This is a genomic window from Streptomyces himalayensis subsp. himalayensis, from assembly GCF_013778455.1.
Taxonomy (GTDB): Bacteria; Actinomycetota; Actinomycetes; order Streptomycetales; family Streptomycetaceae; genus Streptomyces; species Streptomyces himalayensis.
In genome coordinates this window covers 168270-182578 of record NZ_JACEHE010000008.1, presented here as the reverse complement: position 1 = coordinate 182578, position 14309 = coordinate 168270, and the positions used below count along the sequence as shown (strand labels likewise).

General features: G+C 70.3%; 13 protein-coding genes, 1 pseudogene and 1 riboswitch. Of the genes and pseudogenes, 8 read left to right on the top strand and 6 right to left on the bottom strand.

All coding sequences use genetic code 11. The features are described from left to right. Positions 1 to 182: 182 nt before the first annotated feature. Positions 183 to 1157 (bottom strand): glucosyl-3-phosphoglycerate synthase, encoded by a 975-nt coding sequence (locus tag H1D24_RS15770; protein ID WP_181658181.1) that lies wholly within the window; start codon positions 1155 to 1157, stop codon positions 183 to 185. Positions 1158 to 1353: 196 nt separating this feature from the next. Further along, positions 1354 to 1511, top strand: a riboswitch (SAM riboswitch). 17 nt (positions 1512 to 1528) lie between these two features. Between H1D24_RS15770 and thrC the strand changes: the two genes are divergently transcribed. The 5 genes from thrC (at position 1529) to H1D24_RS15745 (ending at position 7316) form a co-directional block, all read left to right on the top strand. After that, a complete protein-coding gene (gene thrC / locus H1D24_RS15765; protein ID WP_258564094.1) occupies positions 1529 to 2833 on the top strand; it encodes a threonine synthase in 1305 nt (434 codons plus the stop codon). Between the two features lie 100 nt (positions 2834 to 2933). Beyond that, positions 2934 to 3209 (top strand): ubiquitin-like small modifier protein 1, encoded by a 276-nt coding sequence (locus H1D24_RS15760; RefSeq protein ID WP_181658179.1) that lies wholly within the window; start codon positions 2934 to 2936, stop codon positions 3207 to 3209. Between the two features lie 484 nt (positions 3210 to 3693). Further along, complete coding sequence (locus tag H1D24_RS15755; protein ID WP_009339379.1) at positions 3694 to 3897, top strand: cold-shock protein; 204 nt, start codon at positions 3694 to 3696, stop codon at positions 3895 to 3897. 435 nt (positions 3898 to 4332) lie between these two features. Further along, positions 4333 to 5955 carry a chaperonin GroEL gene (groL, locus tag H1D24_RS15750; protein ID WP_181658178.1) on the top strand — a complete coding sequence of 541 codons (1623 nt, stop codon included), beginning with the start codon at positions 4333 to 4335 and terminating at the stop codon, positions 5953 to 5955. 230 nt (positions 5956 to 6185) lie between these two features. Further along, positions 6186 to 7316 (top strand): NADH:flavin oxidoreductase, encoded by a 1131-nt coding sequence (locus H1D24_RS15745; RefSeq protein ID WP_181658177.1) that lies wholly within the window; start codon positions 6186 to 6188, stop codon positions 7314 to 7316. A gap of 240 nt (positions 7317 to 7556) precedes the next feature. Here the strand turns inward: H1D24_RS15745 and H1D24_RS15735 are convergent, their stop codons facing one another. From H1D24_RS15735 to H1D24_RS15725, 3 genes are all read right to left on the bottom strand, one after another. Then, entirely contained in the window at positions 7557 to 7790 is a 234-nt protein-coding gene (locus H1D24_RS15735) for a helix-turn-helix domain-containing protein (RefSeq protein WP_309484329.1), read from the bottom strand. Between the two features lie 179 nt (positions 7791 to 7969). Beyond that, positions 7970 to 9007: an N-acetylmuramic acid 6-phosphate etherase gene (gene murQ, locus H1D24_RS15730; protein ID WP_181658176.1), complete on the bottom strand. Its 1038-nt coding sequence runs from the start codon at positions 9005 to 9007 to the stop codon at positions 7970 to 7972. 128 nt (positions 9008 to 9135) lie between these two features. After that, positions 9136 to 10065: a MurR/RpiR family transcriptional regulator gene (locus H1D24_RS15725; protein WP_181658175.1), complete on the bottom strand. Its 930-nt coding sequence runs from the start codon at positions 10063 to 10065 to the stop codon at positions 9136 to 9138. Positions 10066 to 10188: 123 nt separating this feature from the next. Between H1D24_RS15725 and H1D24_RS15720 the strand changes: the two genes are divergently transcribed. Both H1D24_RS15720 and H1D24_RS15715 read left to right on the top strand, forming a co-directional pair. After that, on the top strand, positions 10189 to 10587 hold the full coding sequence (locus tag H1D24_RS15720; RefSeq protein WP_181658174.1) for a DUF8819 family protein: 399 nt from the start codon (positions 10189 to 10191) through the stop codon (positions 10585 to 10587). Next, on the top strand, positions 10584 to 10868 hold the full coding sequence (locus H1D24_RS15715; RefSeq protein WP_181658173.1) for a DUF4031 domain-containing protein: 285 nt from the start codon (positions 10584 to 10586) through the stop codon (positions 10866 to 10868). The genes H1D24_RS15720 and H1D24_RS15715 overlap by 4 nt, the downstream gene beginning before the upstream one ends. Positions 10869 to 11012: 144 nt before the next feature. On the opposite strand, the gene H1D24_RS15710 is transcribed toward H1D24_RS15715, so the two are convergent. Continuing rightward, complete coding sequence (locus H1D24_RS15710) at positions 11013 to 11714, bottom strand: HD domain-containing protein (RefSeq protein WP_181658172.1); 702 nt, start codon at positions 11712 to 11714, stop codon at positions 11013 to 11015. A gap of 222 nt (positions 11715 to 11936) precedes the next feature. Here H1D24_RS15710 and H1D24_RS15705 point away from each other — a divergent pair, with 222 nt between their 5' ends. Next, positions 11937 to 12638 carry a copper homeostasis protein CutC gene (locus H1D24_RS15705; RefSeq protein ID WP_181658171.1) on the top strand — a complete coding sequence of 234 codons (702 nt, stop codon included), beginning with the start codon at positions 11937 to 11939 and terminating at the stop codon, positions 12636 to 12638. Between the two features lie 255 nt (positions 12639 to 12893). On the opposite strand, the pseudogene H1D24_RS42390 reads toward H1D24_RS15705, so the two are convergent. Further along, a pseudogene (locus H1D24_RS42390) lies at positions 12894 to 14288 on the bottom strand (collagen-binding domain-containing protein). Positions 14289 to 14309 lie beyond the last annotated feature (21 nt).

Genomic DNA, 14309 nt, shown 5'->3' with positions numbered 1-14309 from the left:
GTTACACGGCGGTCACACGCGGCGACCTCCCACCTGTCGCCCGACCACCACCCTCATGGAGCGGCACAGCCGCACCCTGCTGACCGGGTCGGCAGCAGCGCACCAAGACGCCGCGATCAAGGCGTCTCACCCTTCCGGCCCGGGCGGCGAGAGGCCGCACCACCCAGATGTTCATGACGCGGTTACGCCGCGCGCCGCTCCGCGTACTCCGCGATCTCCGCCATCGGAGGACGCTCCTCGATGTCTACCGAGTACGTACGCGGTTCGAATCCGTCCTCGCCGCGCTCGAACTGGGTGAGCACGGGACGTACGAGATGGCCGCGGGCCAGGCGCAGCTGCGCCGTGCGGTAGATCGCGGCCGCCATCCGGCCCAGGGCCTGCCCGTCCTGGTGCCGGTGCTTGCGCACGCCGACATCGACCTGCGCCAGCGCGTCCAGGCCCACGAGGTGGAGGGCGTCGACGAGCATGCCCAGCTCGACGCCGTATCCGACGGGGAACGGCAGCTGTTCGAGCAGGGACCTGCGCGCCGCGTACTCGCCGCCCAGAGGCTGGACGAACCCGGCCAGCTGCGGCCAGTGCATGTTCAGCAGCGGGCGGGCCATCAGCTCGGTGACCCTGCCGCCCTGCGCGCCACCTGCGCGACTCCCCTCACCTGCGAGCTCGGCGCCCAGCGGGCGGTCGTACATCGCTTTGACCAGGTCCACGCCGGGCTCGGTGAGCAGCGGGCCCACGATGCCCGAGACGAAGTCCGCGGAGAACTCCTTCAGGTCCGCGTCTACGAAGGCGACGATGTCGCCGCTGGTGACCAGCAGCGAGCGCCACAGCACCTCGCCCTTGCCGGGAAGCGCGGGTATGCGGGGCAGTATCTCGTCGCGGTGGACGACGCGGGCGCCGGCGGCCGTGGCGACCTCCGCCGTACGGTCCGTCGAACCGGAATCGATCACGACGAGCTCGTCGACGAGGGGCACGGCCCGGGTCATCAGCTCGCGGCGGATCACCGCGACGATCTCGCCGACCGTCTTTTCCTCGTTGAGCGCGGGCAGCACGACGCTCACCGACTGCCCGGTGGCGCGCTTCGCCGCGATCAGCTGACGGAGCGGACGGTCGGTCACCGACCAGGAGCGCGTGCTCAGCCAGCGCTCGACTTCATCCAGCACGTTCTGGTGCCCCCTCACTGGGACCACTCGGTGGCCCGTCACTGGGACCACGGCCTGTGATCCATCTCGCGGTTCGGACGACTACCTCAACTGTCCTGGCCTTCGGTTACAGTCTTGAACAACGCGGATGACCATCGCATGTCGGGGGTCATGGCGCGAACAAACGCTCCGGGACCCACACGGCCCGGCGCCATACCGCTCATCCAGAGGGGCAGAGGGATACGGCCCGTTGAAGCCCCGGCAACCCTCCAGCCGGTTCTCGTACCGATCATCGTTGATCATTTCCGCGAGGCCCCGGCTAGGGAAGGTGCCAAATCCGTCTCGCGGCGAAGTGCGCCGCGAGGAAGATGAGGAGAAAGGGCCTCGCCTCCATGGCTGCGCAGACTGTTGCCACCAACGACACCACCGCCGTCGACAACGACAACGCCGTAGACCTCGGCCCCGCCTCGGCCCTGTCCTGTCGCGAGTGCGGCGAGCGCTTCCCGCTCGGCCCGATCTTCGCCTGCGAGATCTGTTTCGGCCCGCTCGAAGTCGCATACGACCTGCCGACCGGTGACCCCGAGGCCCTGCGCAAGCAGATCGAGGCCGGCCCCGACAACCTCTGGCGGTACGCACCGCTGCTGCCCGTCCCCGCGGACGTGGCCACCAAGCCGAACCTGAACCCCGGCTGGACCAAGCTCGTCAAGGCCGACAACCTCGCCCGTGAACTCGGCGTCACCGGCGGCCTGTTCATCAAGGACGACTCCGGTAATCCGACGCACTCCTTCAAGGACCGCGTCGTCGCCCAGGCCATCGAGGCCGCCCGCGCCTTCGGCTTCACCACGCTCTCCTGCTCCTCGACGGGCAACCTGGCCGGTGCCGTCGGCGCCGCCGCTGCCCGCGCCGGCTTCCGCTCCTGCGTGTTCATCCCGCACGACCTCGAGCAGGGCAAGGTCGTCATGGCCGCGGTCTACGGCGGCGAGCTGGTCGGCATCGAGGGCACCTACGACGACGTCAACCGCTTCTGCTCCGAGCTCATCGGCGACCCGCTGGGCGAGGGCTGGGGCTTCGTCAACGTCAACCTCCGGCCGTACTACGGCGAGGGCTCCAAGACGCTCGCGTACGAGATCTGCGAGCAGCTCGGCTGGCAGATTCCGGACCAGCTGGTGATCCCGATCGCCTCGGGATCGCAGCTCACGAAGATCGACAAGGGTCTGCAGGAGCTGATCAAGCTCGGCCTGGTCGAAGACAAGCCGTACAAGATCTTCGGTGCCCAGGCCGAGGGCTGCTCCCCGGTGTCGGCGGCCTTCAAGGCCGGCCACGACGTCGTGAAGCCGCAGAAGCCGGACACCATCGCCAAGTCCCTCGCCATCGGCAACCCGGCCGACGGTCCCTACGTCCTGGACATCGCCCGCCGCACCGGCGGCGCCGTCGAGGACGTGAACGACGAGCAGATCGTCGACGCGATCAAGCTGCTGGCCCGTACGGAGGGCATCTTCGCCGAGACGGCGGGCGGTGTGACCGTGGGCGTCACGCGCAAGCTGATCGAGAACGGCGTCCTGGACCCGTCGCTGACCACGGTCGTCCTCAACACGGGCGACGGCCTCAAGACGCTGGACGCCGTCGCGCCGACCACGGGCCCGACCGCGACGATCCGCCCGAACCTCGACGCCTTCCGCGAGGCCGGCCTGGCCTGAAGGCAGCAGGCGATGGGGGAGGGTGGGCACAACCGACCACCGGCCTGCGCCTGATCAGCTCCCGTACCCACAACCCGCTCTCCCACCGAAGGTGAACCGCATGAGCGTCAACGTCCGCATCCCGACGATCCTCCGTACCTACACGGGCGGCCAGGCCGAGGTCACGGCGGAGGGCGCGACCCTCGCCGAGGTCATCGAGTCCCTGGAGAAGAACCACCCGGGCATCGCCGCGCGCGTCCTCGACGACCAGGGCAAGCTGCGCCGCTTCGTCAACGTGTACGTCAACGACGACGACGTCCGATTCGAGGACGGCCTGGGGACCGCCACGCCGGACGGCGCCGGTGTCTCGATCATCCCGGCCGTCGCCGGAGGCTGACGATCGAGCACGGTGCGGGCGGCTGCTGAGCCGTACCGCCCGTATGCCGGCCGCCCGTATGCCGGTTCGGCATATCGCACACTGCGTCACCAGAATTGCCCCCTCCGCGAGAGAAGCGGAGGGGGCAATTCTGCATGGTTGAGCGCGGTACAGTTGGGGAACTCGGTTCGCCGTTCTTGTCCGGTGCATATGACTTCACGCCCGGCAGCCGATGAGAAGTAGCCAAAGTGCCCCATTCTTTTGCGCCTTACATTCCTTTTGCCGGGCCCGACTTGCCCTGAGTCCTGGCGGATCCTCCGTAAATTTCCGATCGTGCGTGCCCGGATTTCTCGTCCGATTGACCTGTTGCAGACGGCAGTTGGACAGATACATTCAGCCGCGGTCGACGCGTTCCGGCGCACACCCCCAACCGTTGGGGGGTGAGGTCTGACCCGGGTCCGCGAAGTGCGGTCCTGTGCAAGGGCCAGTAATAGGGGAGTTAGGCATGGCTCAGGGCACCGTCAAGTGGTTCAACGCGGAGAAGGGGTACGGCTTCATCGCGGTCGACGGTGGTGCGGATGTATTCGTCCACTACAGCGCGATTCAGATGGACGGCTACCGCACCCTTGAAGAGGGCCAGCGGGTCGAGTTCGAGATCTCGCAGGGTCAGAAGGGGCCGCAGGCGGATATGGTCCGTTTGGCCGGCTGAAGCGCCGACCGACTGCAGCGACGTTCGCGGAGGGCCCGTATCCCGGTGGGGGTACGGGCCCTCCGGTGTGCCTGCGGGCCCCCGGGAAGCGCGCGCCCCATCCTGGAGAGGGCGCGCACCCGGGGTGGCGCACCCCCACAGGCGCTTGCGCCCACCCGTCCCCCGACCGCCACCCCTCAATGAGCCCTTCGGGCGCTTGCGCCCACCCGTCTCCCGACCGCCACCCCTCAACAAGCCCTTCGGGCGCTTGCACTCTAGGGGGGCGAGTGCTAATCATTGGCGTTAGCACTCTGAAGGTGAGAGTGACAATGAAGGACCGGGTCGGTGAGGCCCGCAGGCCGGGTGGGGCAAGGAACCACGAGGCATGCAGGCCGTCCGTCGCGGGCGCCAGCGCGGTCCGGAGAAATCCACCCCAGTCCGGGAGGACCACTTCACATGGCCAAGATCATCGCGTTCGACGAGGAGGCACGGCGCGGTCTCGAGCGCGGGATGAACCAGCTCGCCGACGCCGTCAAGGTCACCCTTGGCCCCAAGGGTCGCAACGTCGTCCTCGAGAAGAAGTGGGGCGCCCCCACGATCACCAACGATGGTGTGTCCATCGCCAAGGAGATCGAGCTCGAGGACCCGTACGAGAAGATCGGCGCCGAGCTGGTCAAGGAGGTCGCGAAGAAGACGGACGACGTCGCCGGTGACGGTACGACGACCGCGACCGTCCTCGCCCAGGCGCTCGTCCGCGAGGGCCTGCGCAACGTCGCCGCCGGCGCCAACCCGATGGCCCTGAAGCGCGGTATCGAGAAGGCCGTCGAGGCCGTCTCCGCCGCCCTGCTCGAGCAGGCCAAGGACGTGGAGACCAAGGAGCAGATCGCCTCCACCGCCTCCATCTCCGCCGCCGACACCCAGATCGGCGAGCTCATCGCCGAGGCCATGGACAAGGTCGGCAAGGAAGGCGTCATCACCGTCGAGGAGTCCCAGACCTTCGGTCTGGAGCTGGAGCTCACCGAGGGTATGCGCTTCGACAAGGGCTACATCTCGGCGTACTTCGCCACCGACATGGAGCGTATGGAGGCCGTCCTCGACGACCCGTACATCCTCATCGCCAACTCGAAGATCAGCAACGTCAAGGACCTGCTGCCGCTCCTCGAGAAGGTCATGCAGTCCGGCAAGCCGCTGCTGATCATCGCCGAGGACGTCGAGGGCGAGGCCCTGTCGACCCTGGTCGTCAACAAGATCCGCGGCACCTTCAAGTCCGTCGCCGTCAAGGCCCCGGGCTTCGGCGACCGCCGCAAGGCCATGCTCGGCGACATCGCCATCCTCACGGGCGGCGAGGTCATCTCCGAGGAGGTCGGCCTCAAGCTGGAGAACGCGACCCTGGACCTCCTGGGCCGCGCCCGCAAGGTCGTCATCACCAAGGACGAGACCACCATCGTCGACGGTGCCGGTTCCGCCGACCAGGTCGCGGGCCGCGTGAACCAGATCCGCGCCGAGATCGAGAACTCGGACTCGGACTACGACCGCGAGAAGCTCCAGGAGCGCCTGGCGAAGCTGGCCGGCGGCGTGGCCGTCATCAAGGCCGGTGCCGCCACCGAGGTCGAGCTCAAGGAGCGCAAGCACCGCATCGAGGACGCCGTCCGCAACGCCAAGGCGGCCGTCGAGGAGGGCATCGTCGCCGGTGGTGGCGTGGCTCTCATCCAGGCATCCGCTGTCTTCGAGAAGCTCGAGCTCGACGGTGACGAGGCGACCGGCGCCAACGCCGTCAAGCTGGCACTGGAGGCCCCGCTCAAGCAGATCGCCGTCAACGGTGGTCTCGAGGGCGGCGTCGTCGTGGAGAAGGTCCGCAACCTGACGGTCGGTCACGGCCTGAACGCCGCGACCGGCGAGTACGTCGACATGATCGCCGAGGGCATCATCGACCCGGCGAAGGTGACGCGCTCTGCCCTGCAGAACGCCGCCTCCATCGCCGCGCTGTTCCTCACCACCGAGGCCGTCATCGCCGACAAGCCGGAGAAGGCCGCGGCCCCGGCCGGCGGCGGTATGCCGGGCGGTGACATGGACTTCTGATCGACCTGAAGGTTGATCAACCGTCCTGAGTTTCGAGGGCGGCACCCTTTCTCCCAGGGGGTGCCGCCCTCGGGCGTGTCCGGGATCACACCGGGGCCTGGAGGGCTCGGCGGAATGTCGTGACGGGCCGGGCAGTTGACCCGTACGACAGTCGATGCACGTGCACATATCTGCTCGCGTGTTCGACGCCTTGTCCGCCAGTCATTCCCCGATTCCGAGGAGCCCCCCACGTGACCGTCACGGCCTCCACCTCCGCCTCCCGCGCGGCCCAGATCCTCTCCCGGCCCGTCCAGCTGAACGGCCTGACCGTCCCGAACCGGATCGCCATGGCGCCCATGACCCGGCAGTTCTCGCCGGGCGGCGTCCCCGGCGAGGACGTGGCGGGGTACTACGCGCGCCGGGCCGCCGCCGGCGTCGGACTGATCGTCACCGAGGGCACGTACGTGGGCCACGAGTCGGCCGGGCAGAGCGACCGCGTCCCGCGCTTCCACGGCGAGGAGCAGCTCGCGGGCTGGGCGAAGGTCGCCGAGGCGGTTCACGCGGCGGGCGGGAAGATCGTGCCGCAGCTGTGGCACATCGGCATGGTGCGCGCCGCGGGCGAGCCCCCGTTCCCGGAGGCCCCGGCGGTCGGCCCGTCCGGCATCCGCCTGGACGGCACCGAGGGAACCGGCAAGGCCATGACCCAGCAGGACCTGGACGACGTCATCGAGGCCTTCGCAGAGGCCGCGGCCGCTGCCGAGCGGATCGGCTTCGACGGCGTCGAACTGCACGGCGCCCACGGCTACCTCATCGACCAGTTCCTGTGGTCCGGCACCAACCGCCGCGCCGACGAGTATGGCGGCGACCTGGTGGCCCGTACGAAGTTCGCCGCCGAGATCGTGGCGGCGGTCCGCAAGGCGGTGTCGCCGGACTTCCCGGTGATCTTCCGCTTCTCGCAGTGGAAGTCGGGCAACTACGACGCCCGGCTCGCCGAGAACCCGGCCGAGCTCGAGGCGATCCTCACCCCGCTCGCCGAGGCCGGAGTGGACGTCTTCCACGCCTCCACCCGCCGCTACTGGCTGCCCGAGTTCGACGGCTCCGACCTCAACCTGGCCGGCTGGACGAAGAAGCTCACCGGCAAGCCGGTCATCACGGTCGGCTCTGTCGGCCTGGACGGCGAGTTCCTCCGCGCCTTCCAGGGCGAGGGCGCCCCGGTCAAGGGCATCGACGACCTGCTGGACCGGCTGGAGCGCGAGGAGTTCGACCTGGTCGCGGTCGGACGTGCGCTGCTGCAGGACCCGGAGTGGGCGGCGAAGGTGCTGGGGGGCCGGTTCGACGAGCTGGGGGCGTACGACGCGGCGGCGCTGCGGTCGCTCAGCTGAATGATTGCTGTACGCCGAGGGCGGCGCCCCTTCTTCCAGGGGCGCCGCCCTCCCGTGTTGAGCGGATGGTCAGGCGCTGCGGCCGACCTTCAGCACGTAAACGGTGACAGTGGCGCCGTCCGGTCGGTACAGCACGCGCCAAGTGCCGACGTGTAGCGGGTAGTAACCGGAGGCGCCGAGGGCGCTGGCCGCCTTCGGATCCCCGTAACGCGTGGGGTGCCGCCCTCGGGTGGCATGGGTTCAGGCTGCTGGGTGGGCGGTGAACGTGACCTCTTCGTGGTCCGCGTCGAGGGCGATGTTCAGGGAGGCGTCGAGCGCCTGAGCCAGTCGGCGCAGCAGGGGCAGCGTCGGTACCGCGTCGGCGCCTTCGACGCGGGAGATCTTCGCCTGGGTGAGCCCCGCACGCTCGGCGACCTCGGCCTGGGAGAGGTCAAGCTCCTTGCGCCGGTCGTAGACGGCCTTGGCGAAGGCCATCGCGAGCCGGATCTCCGCTCGCTCGGCCTCGACCTCCGGGGACTCGGCGTACCCTCGGTGAGTTTCTTCTCGCGGGCCAGCTTCCAGCGGGTGTGGTTCACGATGCGTCCCGTTTCTCGCCGCGGCTGTAGCGGTCTCGTTGTCGTTGCCGTCACCTGGCCCGGAAGTTGCGGCCGTCCTCAGGCGTCGGCTGAGTTGATCGCGCTGCGCAGGTGGCCTCCCGCTTTCGTCAGGAGGCGGGTCGCCGTGGCCGCGTCGACGTCGGCCAGGATGATCAGGATGGCCGTCTTGACCTCGCCGTCGGCTGCGCTCAGCGCCGCCTCGATCTGGTCGTCCGGTGCGCCCGTGGCGAGGGCCACGATGTGGCGGGAGCGGGCGCGGAGTTTGTCGTTCGAGGCGCGGACGTCGACCATCAGGTTTCCGTAGGTCTTGCCGAGCCGGATCATCGTGATCGTCGAGAGCATGTTGAGGACCAGCTTCTGGGCCGTGCCCGCCTTCAGTCGCGTGGAGCCGGTCAGGAGTTCGGGCCCTACGACGATTTCGATGCCGTGGTCCGCCGCGGCTGCGAGTGCGCTGTCCGCGTTGCAGGAAAGGCCGATCGTCAGCGCGCCGTGCGCGCGTGCGTGTTCGACGGCGCCGATCGCGTAGGGGGTGCGGCCGGAGGCCGAGATGCCGACCACCACGTCGTCCGCGGTGAGGCCGAGCCCGTCCAGGTCTGCGGCGGCCAGCTCCTTGGAGTCCTCGGCGCCCTCGATCGAGGTCACCATGGCGCTCGGGCCGCCCGCGATCAGGCCGACGACCTCGCTCGGGTCGGTGTTGAAGGTGGGCGGGCACTCGGATGCGTCGAGGATGCCCAGGCGGCCCGCCGTACCCGCTCCCGCGTAGACGAGACGGCCGCCGCGGGACATGCGGGCGGCGGTGTCGTCGATCGCCGCGGCGATCCGGGGCAGCTGCGCGGCGACGGCCGAGGGGACGGTGGCGTCCTCGCCGTTCATGATCTTCGCGATCTCCAGCGTGGGCAGCCGGTCGATCTCGGAGAGCTCGGGCCGGAACGCCTCCGTGGTGAGAGCGGCCAGTTCGGCGCGGAGATCGCGGTAGGCGGCTGACCTGGTGTGGGCGGTGGGCGCGCCGTGGGCGGTGGGCGCGGCTCCTGAGGGGGTCTCGGCGATGGGGGTGTCGTCGTCGTTACGGGAGCTTCTGGAGGTTCGGGAGGTCATGGGCGGCGGCTCATTTCGGTGCCGTGTGTGGGGGGCGGCTGTCCGTGGGGTCGGGTCGGGGCGGCGGTGCCTGGGGGTGTGACGGCGGTGCCCGTGGTCGAGGCCTGACGGCGGCGCCGGGCGCCGGGTCAGCGGCGCGTGTTGCGCGGGGAGTGGCGGTGCGCCAGCGCCTCGTACGAGGCGGACAGGGCCGGCGCCGCGGATTCGTACGTCCGCTGGGCCACTCCCACGAACAGGCAGTCCACGACGAGCAGTTGGCTGGTGCGCGAGGACATGGCCGCGGGGCGCAGCTCGCTCTCCCGCGCCGTGGACGTGGTCAGGATGTGGTCGGCGTACTGCGAGACGGGCCCGTCGGGGCGGCCTGTGATCGCGATCGTCGTGGCGCCGTGCTCGAAGGCCACACGCAGCGGCTCGATGACGTCGCCCGTCGAGCCGGAATGGGTGATCGCGATCGCCACGTCCTTGGCGCGCAACTGGACGGCGTTGGTTATGGCCAGGTGCGGATCGCCGTGGGCGTGCGCGATGAGGCCGATGCGCAGCAGCTTCTGCGCCAGGTCCTGCCCGACCAGGGACGACGCGCCGATGCCGTAGATGTCGATGCGGCGGGCGGCGGCGAGCGCCGTGACGGCCGCGCCGAGCTGGGCGGTGTCGAGTCCGGCGGCGGTGTCGGCGAGGGTCTGCTGCTCGTCGTACGCCAGTTTCGCCACCACGTCCGCGATCGGGTCGTCGACCGCGATGTCCGCCGTGACGGACGGGGCGCGGCCCGACTGCTGCTGGGCGGCGAGGCCGGCCAGGGCCAGGCGCAGATCGCGGTAGCCGGGGTAGCCGAGGAGGCGGGCGGTGCGGACCACCGTCGCCTCGCTGGTGCCCGTGAGCTCGGCGAGGCCGGTGACCGTGAGGGCCGCGCAGCCGGCCGGATCGCCGGCGACGGCTTCGGCGACCCGCTGCATCGAGCGGGTCATCGACGGCGCGAGCGTACGTACCTTGGCCGCGAGGGCGGCCGGGGCCGGCGAGGCGCTGCCCGCGCCCGCGAAAATTTCCTTCACATCGCTGGTCACATGTGAAAGATATTTTCGAGGCGGTCGGCGGTCAAGAGTGCGTCAGCCCGGTTTCCACCGGTCTTGACCTCCGGGGGACGTGGGAGCTTGGTGGTATCCGCGAGGGCCCCGCACAATGGGCTCATGGACTCCTCGGACGCACCGCACCACGTCAGCCCGCTGGAGCAGGCCCTGCATGCGGCGCGTGCGCTGGTGCTGGCGGATCTCATCGCGCGTGAGGTGGCCGAGGCCGACGTCGTCTCGATGGTCGAGGAGTCGGTGGCCCAGCGTCGCTGGTGGGTCGAGCAGTGGCCGGAGGGCGTGCACTACGTGGCCGGGCTGGTCGCCCAGGATGTGCAGGACGCCCTCCTGGAACGGTACGGCCGGTGGCCGCTGTGCCCGGTCTGCGGCTCCGGAGACCCCCATGCCCTCGACGTCGAGCCCGAACTCGGGCCCGATCCGCACTGGGTGTGCGGCAAGATCGGCGTGAAGGTGGCGGCGGTCGGCTCGCTCGGGGCGTGCGGCGAGACGACCACGTCGTGACCCTCTACATCGACCCGCCCACCTGGCCCGGCCACGGCCGCATGTGGTCCCACCTGATCAGCGACGTCTCGTACGACGAACTGCACGCCTTCGCCGAGCGGCTGGGCGTCCCGGCCCGGGGTTTCGAACGCGACCACTACGACCTGCCGTCGCACTGGTACGCGGACGCGGTGGCGGCGGGAGCGGTGGAGGTCAGCAGCCGCGAGGTGGTGCGGCTGCTGACGGAGTCGGGGTTGCGCAGGCGTAAGGGGTCGTACGTGTCGAGGGGCTCGGGTTCGTGAGCCCGTCCGGGGTTCTGGGGCGTCCGATGCGTACGCGTCAGGCGCGCAGTTCGTACGTGTAGTTGGTCTCGCGCTCGCCGACCCTGGTGAAGCCCGCGCGTGAAACCACCGCCTGCGACGCGGGTCTGCGGCGCAGGCCTTGGTTCAGTCCGTCAGCAGGCCCAGCTCCGTCGCCAGGTTCCGGCGGGCCCGGTCCTCCCAGTGCTCCCTGCCGTACGGAGTGCGGAACAGGGTCGGCAGGTCGAGGAGGTGGCGCAGGACCGCGGCGCGGCCCTGGCGGAAAGCGTCGTCGGGTACGAAGCCGTACTCCTCGCGGACGGCGGCGGCGTAGGCGGCGTATGTCTCGGGGGGTGAGGCGAGGATCGCCAGGTCCGCGTCGCACAGGACCGCACCGTTGGCGTCGTCCTCCTGCGGGTCGTGGGTGACCGTGAGAAGGACCAGGCGGGCGACCTCGGCCGTGCGGGACTCCTCGATGCCGAGCTCCTGCAGCGCCCGCTCGGCGAGGCGGGCGCTGCGCTCCTCGTTCGTCGAGCGGTCGGGGAGGTAGACCGCGTCGTGGAACCAGGCGGCCAGGCGGACCAGGGCGGGGTCGTCGGCGTACTGCTCCAGTACGTCGATGCGGTCGAGGACAGCTCGCAGGTGGTCGACGGTGTGGTAGCGGCGGTGGGGTTCCGACCAGCGGGCGAGGAGGTCGTCGGCGTACGGGTGCGCGGAGGGCTGGTCCCCGGCAGTATCGCGGGCGGCGTCCCTGTCCATGTCGCGGTCCATGTCGCGGACGGTCGCGACCGTTGAGGACCAGCGGGTGGGCAGGTCTGCGAGGGCGGGCTGGGATGGTGTGGCGGCCATGCCCGCCATTGTCTACGGGAGCGGGGCTTCGGTGCTCGGGGCAGAGTGTTGCGGCCCTCCGGCCCGAGTTTGTCGCCGTTCCGCGCTTGCGCCCCCGCGTGATCGTCTGTCGAGCGAGGCCGTCAGGGCGTAGGCTGGATATTGGACTAGACCTGTTGGGCGTGCAGGTCTGAGGGGCCGGTAGGCCCGTTTGCCCTGTAGCCACCCGACGATTGGGGTCCCATGAGCAAGCGTGCAGTTCTGGAGGTGATCGCCCTCACCCCCGAGGACGCGGTCGCCGCGCAGGCCGGAGGCGCGGACCGGCTGGAGCTGGTCACCGACATGGCCTCCGACGGGCTGACGCCGTCACACGACACCTTCGCCCGGATCCGCGCCGCCGTCGACATCCCGCTGCGCGTGATGCTGCGGCTCTCGGACGGGTTCGCGGCGGGGGACGCCGCCGCGCGCGACAGGCTCGTACGGGAAGCGCGTGTGCTGCGGTCGGAAGGGGCCGGCGAGTTCGTGCTCGGGTTCCTGACCGCGGCCGGGGAGCCGGACATGGGTGCGATCGAGGCCGTGGCCGGCGCGGTCGACGGGTGCCGGTGGACGTTCCACCGGGCCGTCGACCACGCCGCCGACCGCGACGCGCTGCGCAAGCAGCTCGCGGATCTGCCGGGGCTCGACACCTATCTGACCGCCGGGTCGGCGGCCGGTGTCGACGACGGGCTGGACGTCCTCGTCGCCGAGGCGGCCCGGCAGGGCGAGCCGGGCTACACCCAGCAGATCCTGATCGGCGGCGGCCTTCGCCTCGACCATGTGCCGCGGCTGCGGGCCGCGGGCATCGACGGCTTCCACATCGGTGGCGCGGCCCGCCCGGGCGGCTGGGCGGCACCGGTCTCGGCGGATGCCGTGGCGCAGTGGCGCGCGGCACTGGACACCGCCTGAGCGGCCTCCGGCGATCAGGCGCCTGAGGCGCCACGCCACCGCGATCAGGGTCCGAGAGGCCTCTCTCCCCGAGGCGTGTCCCGCATCTGCGGTTGGAGGGCTGGGGCGCGTCCCGCCTCTGTCGTCAGAGGGCCGGCCAGGGCTTGCCGGACTCCGCTGGCAAGCCCTGGAGGCACATCCCGCCTCCCGCGCCACAGCTCCGAGGCGTCTCCCGCCTCCCGCGCCACAGCTCCGAGGCGTCTCCCGCCTCCGCGATCAGCCCTTGAAGCGGCGCCACAACAGCAGTACCCCTCCCACAGCCGCGGTCAGCAGCGCTGCCGCCGCGGCCAGGTACACAGGCACGCTCCCCGAACCTGTGTCCGCGAGCTGCGGAGGACACGTCGGTTTGGGAGTCGGTTCGCGGGGTGGCGCGGTGCCCGGTGGTGTGGCGCCAGGCCGGGTGGTGCTCGGCGTGGCCCCGGGCTGACTGGCGCTCGGTGTGGCCCCGGGCTGACTGGCGCTCGGTGTGGGACCGGGCTGGGTCGCGCTCGGCGTGGGCCCGGGCTGGGTGACCCCAGGGGTGCTGGGCGTCGTCGTGCTCACTCCCGGCTCGGTCGCGGTCGGCGTCGGGCAGGTGGGCGACGGCTCGGGCGTCGGCTCGACCGTACCCGTGACGCACTCCAGGTCCGCGTCGAAGGGGAACTCGTGGATCTCGCCGGCGTTCCCGCCGACGGGCGGACCGGCGGTGAACCGGTTCGCGATCACGTCCCCTTCGATGTTGGACGGGATCAGGTCCGACAGATGCGCACGAGGTGCGTAGATGGTGCCCTCGATCGAGTCCCCGGTGGTGAGGGTGACCGCCGTGGCGTCCGGGTAGTTCCACAGGATGTACGGGGCGTCGCTGCCGGTGACCCCGGCCATGGTGGGGGTGTCCCACGCGAACGAGCCGCCCCCGGCCGTGGTGTCCACGACGATGACCAGCGGCCCCGAGGTCGTCGGGCGGTTCAAGAACGTCAGCGTCGAGATGTTGTTCAGCATCGCCCCGGTCAGACGGAGCACGTTCGTGCGGTCGGTGGCCAGCGAGATCCTGATGTTCGAGCCGGGCGGTACGGTGCTCTAGTCCGCCAGCGGATCGCCGTTCGCATCCAGCAGCTGCACCGTGCTGTTGCACCTCGCCAGGGTCGAGGAGCGCTCGCGGTAGCGGGCGAAGAGGGATGCGAAGTCCAGCAGGCCGGAGACGGGACCGACCGATGCCGCCGGCTGGCGCGTGCTCAGTTCGATGCGCGGCACCGAGTCGTATGCCGCCCCGGTGGCGACGACCCGTGTGTTGACCGAAGCGCCGTTGCTGTCCTCCGTCAGGACGTCGCTTCCCGACAGGTCACCGATCTTGACGTAGCCGTTGTTGAGGACCCTCAGCACGCCCGCAGGATTTCCGTCGGGGTAATCGACCGCTCCCTCGATGAGGAGTGCCGTGGGCTCGGCGTCACCGGGAGCGGTGAACGAGCCCGTGGTGTGCAGCGAGACGTTGTAGTTGGCGCCGTAGCTCAGGTCTCCGCCGACGGCGACGTTGCCCTCCGTCTCGGTGCTGCCCAGCACCATGTCGCCTTCGGAGATCACGCCGAAGCCGTGGTTGCCGTCCACCGGGTTGCCGATGGAGAGGGTCGTCTGCATGATCGTTCCTGCTGCGGCGAC

Bases quoted from the DNA above. Each gene is read 5' to 3' on its own strand.
- thrC (WP_258564094.1), top strand. From the start codon at position 1,529: ATGGCTGCGCAGACTGTTGCCACCAACGACACCACCGCCGTCGACAAC.
- H1D24_RS15760 (WP_181658179.1), top strand. From the start codon at position 2,934: ATGAGCGTCAACGTCCGCATCCCGACGATCCTCCGTACCTACACGGGC.
- H1D24_RS15755 (WP_009339379.1), top strand. From the start codon at position 3,694: ATGGCTCAGGGCACCGTCAAGTGGTTCAACGCGGAGAAGGGGTACGGC.
- groL (WP_181658178.1), top strand. From the start codon at position 4,333: ATGGCCAAGATCATCGCGTTCGACGAGGAGGCACGGCGCGGTCTCGAG.
- H1D24_RS15735 (WP_309484329.1), bottom strand. From the start codon at position 7,790: ATGGCCTTCGCCAAGGCCGTCTACGACCGGCGCAAGGAGCTTGACCTC.
- murQ (WP_181658176.1), bottom strand. From the start codon at position 9,007: ATGACCTCCCGAACCTCCAGAAGCTCCCGTAACGACGACGACACCCCC.
- H1D24_RS15720 (WP_181658174.1), top strand. From the start codon at position 10,189: ATGGACTCCTCGGACGCACCGCACCACGTCAGCCCGCTGGAGCAGGCC.
- H1D24_RS15710 (WP_181658172.1), bottom strand. From the start codon at position 11,714: ATGGCCGCCACACCATCCCAGCCCGCCCTCGCAGACCTGCCCACCCGC.
- H1D24_RS15705 (WP_181658171.1), top strand. From the start codon at position 11,937: ATGAGCAAGCGTGCAGTTCTGGAGGTGATCGCCCTCACCCCCGAGGAC.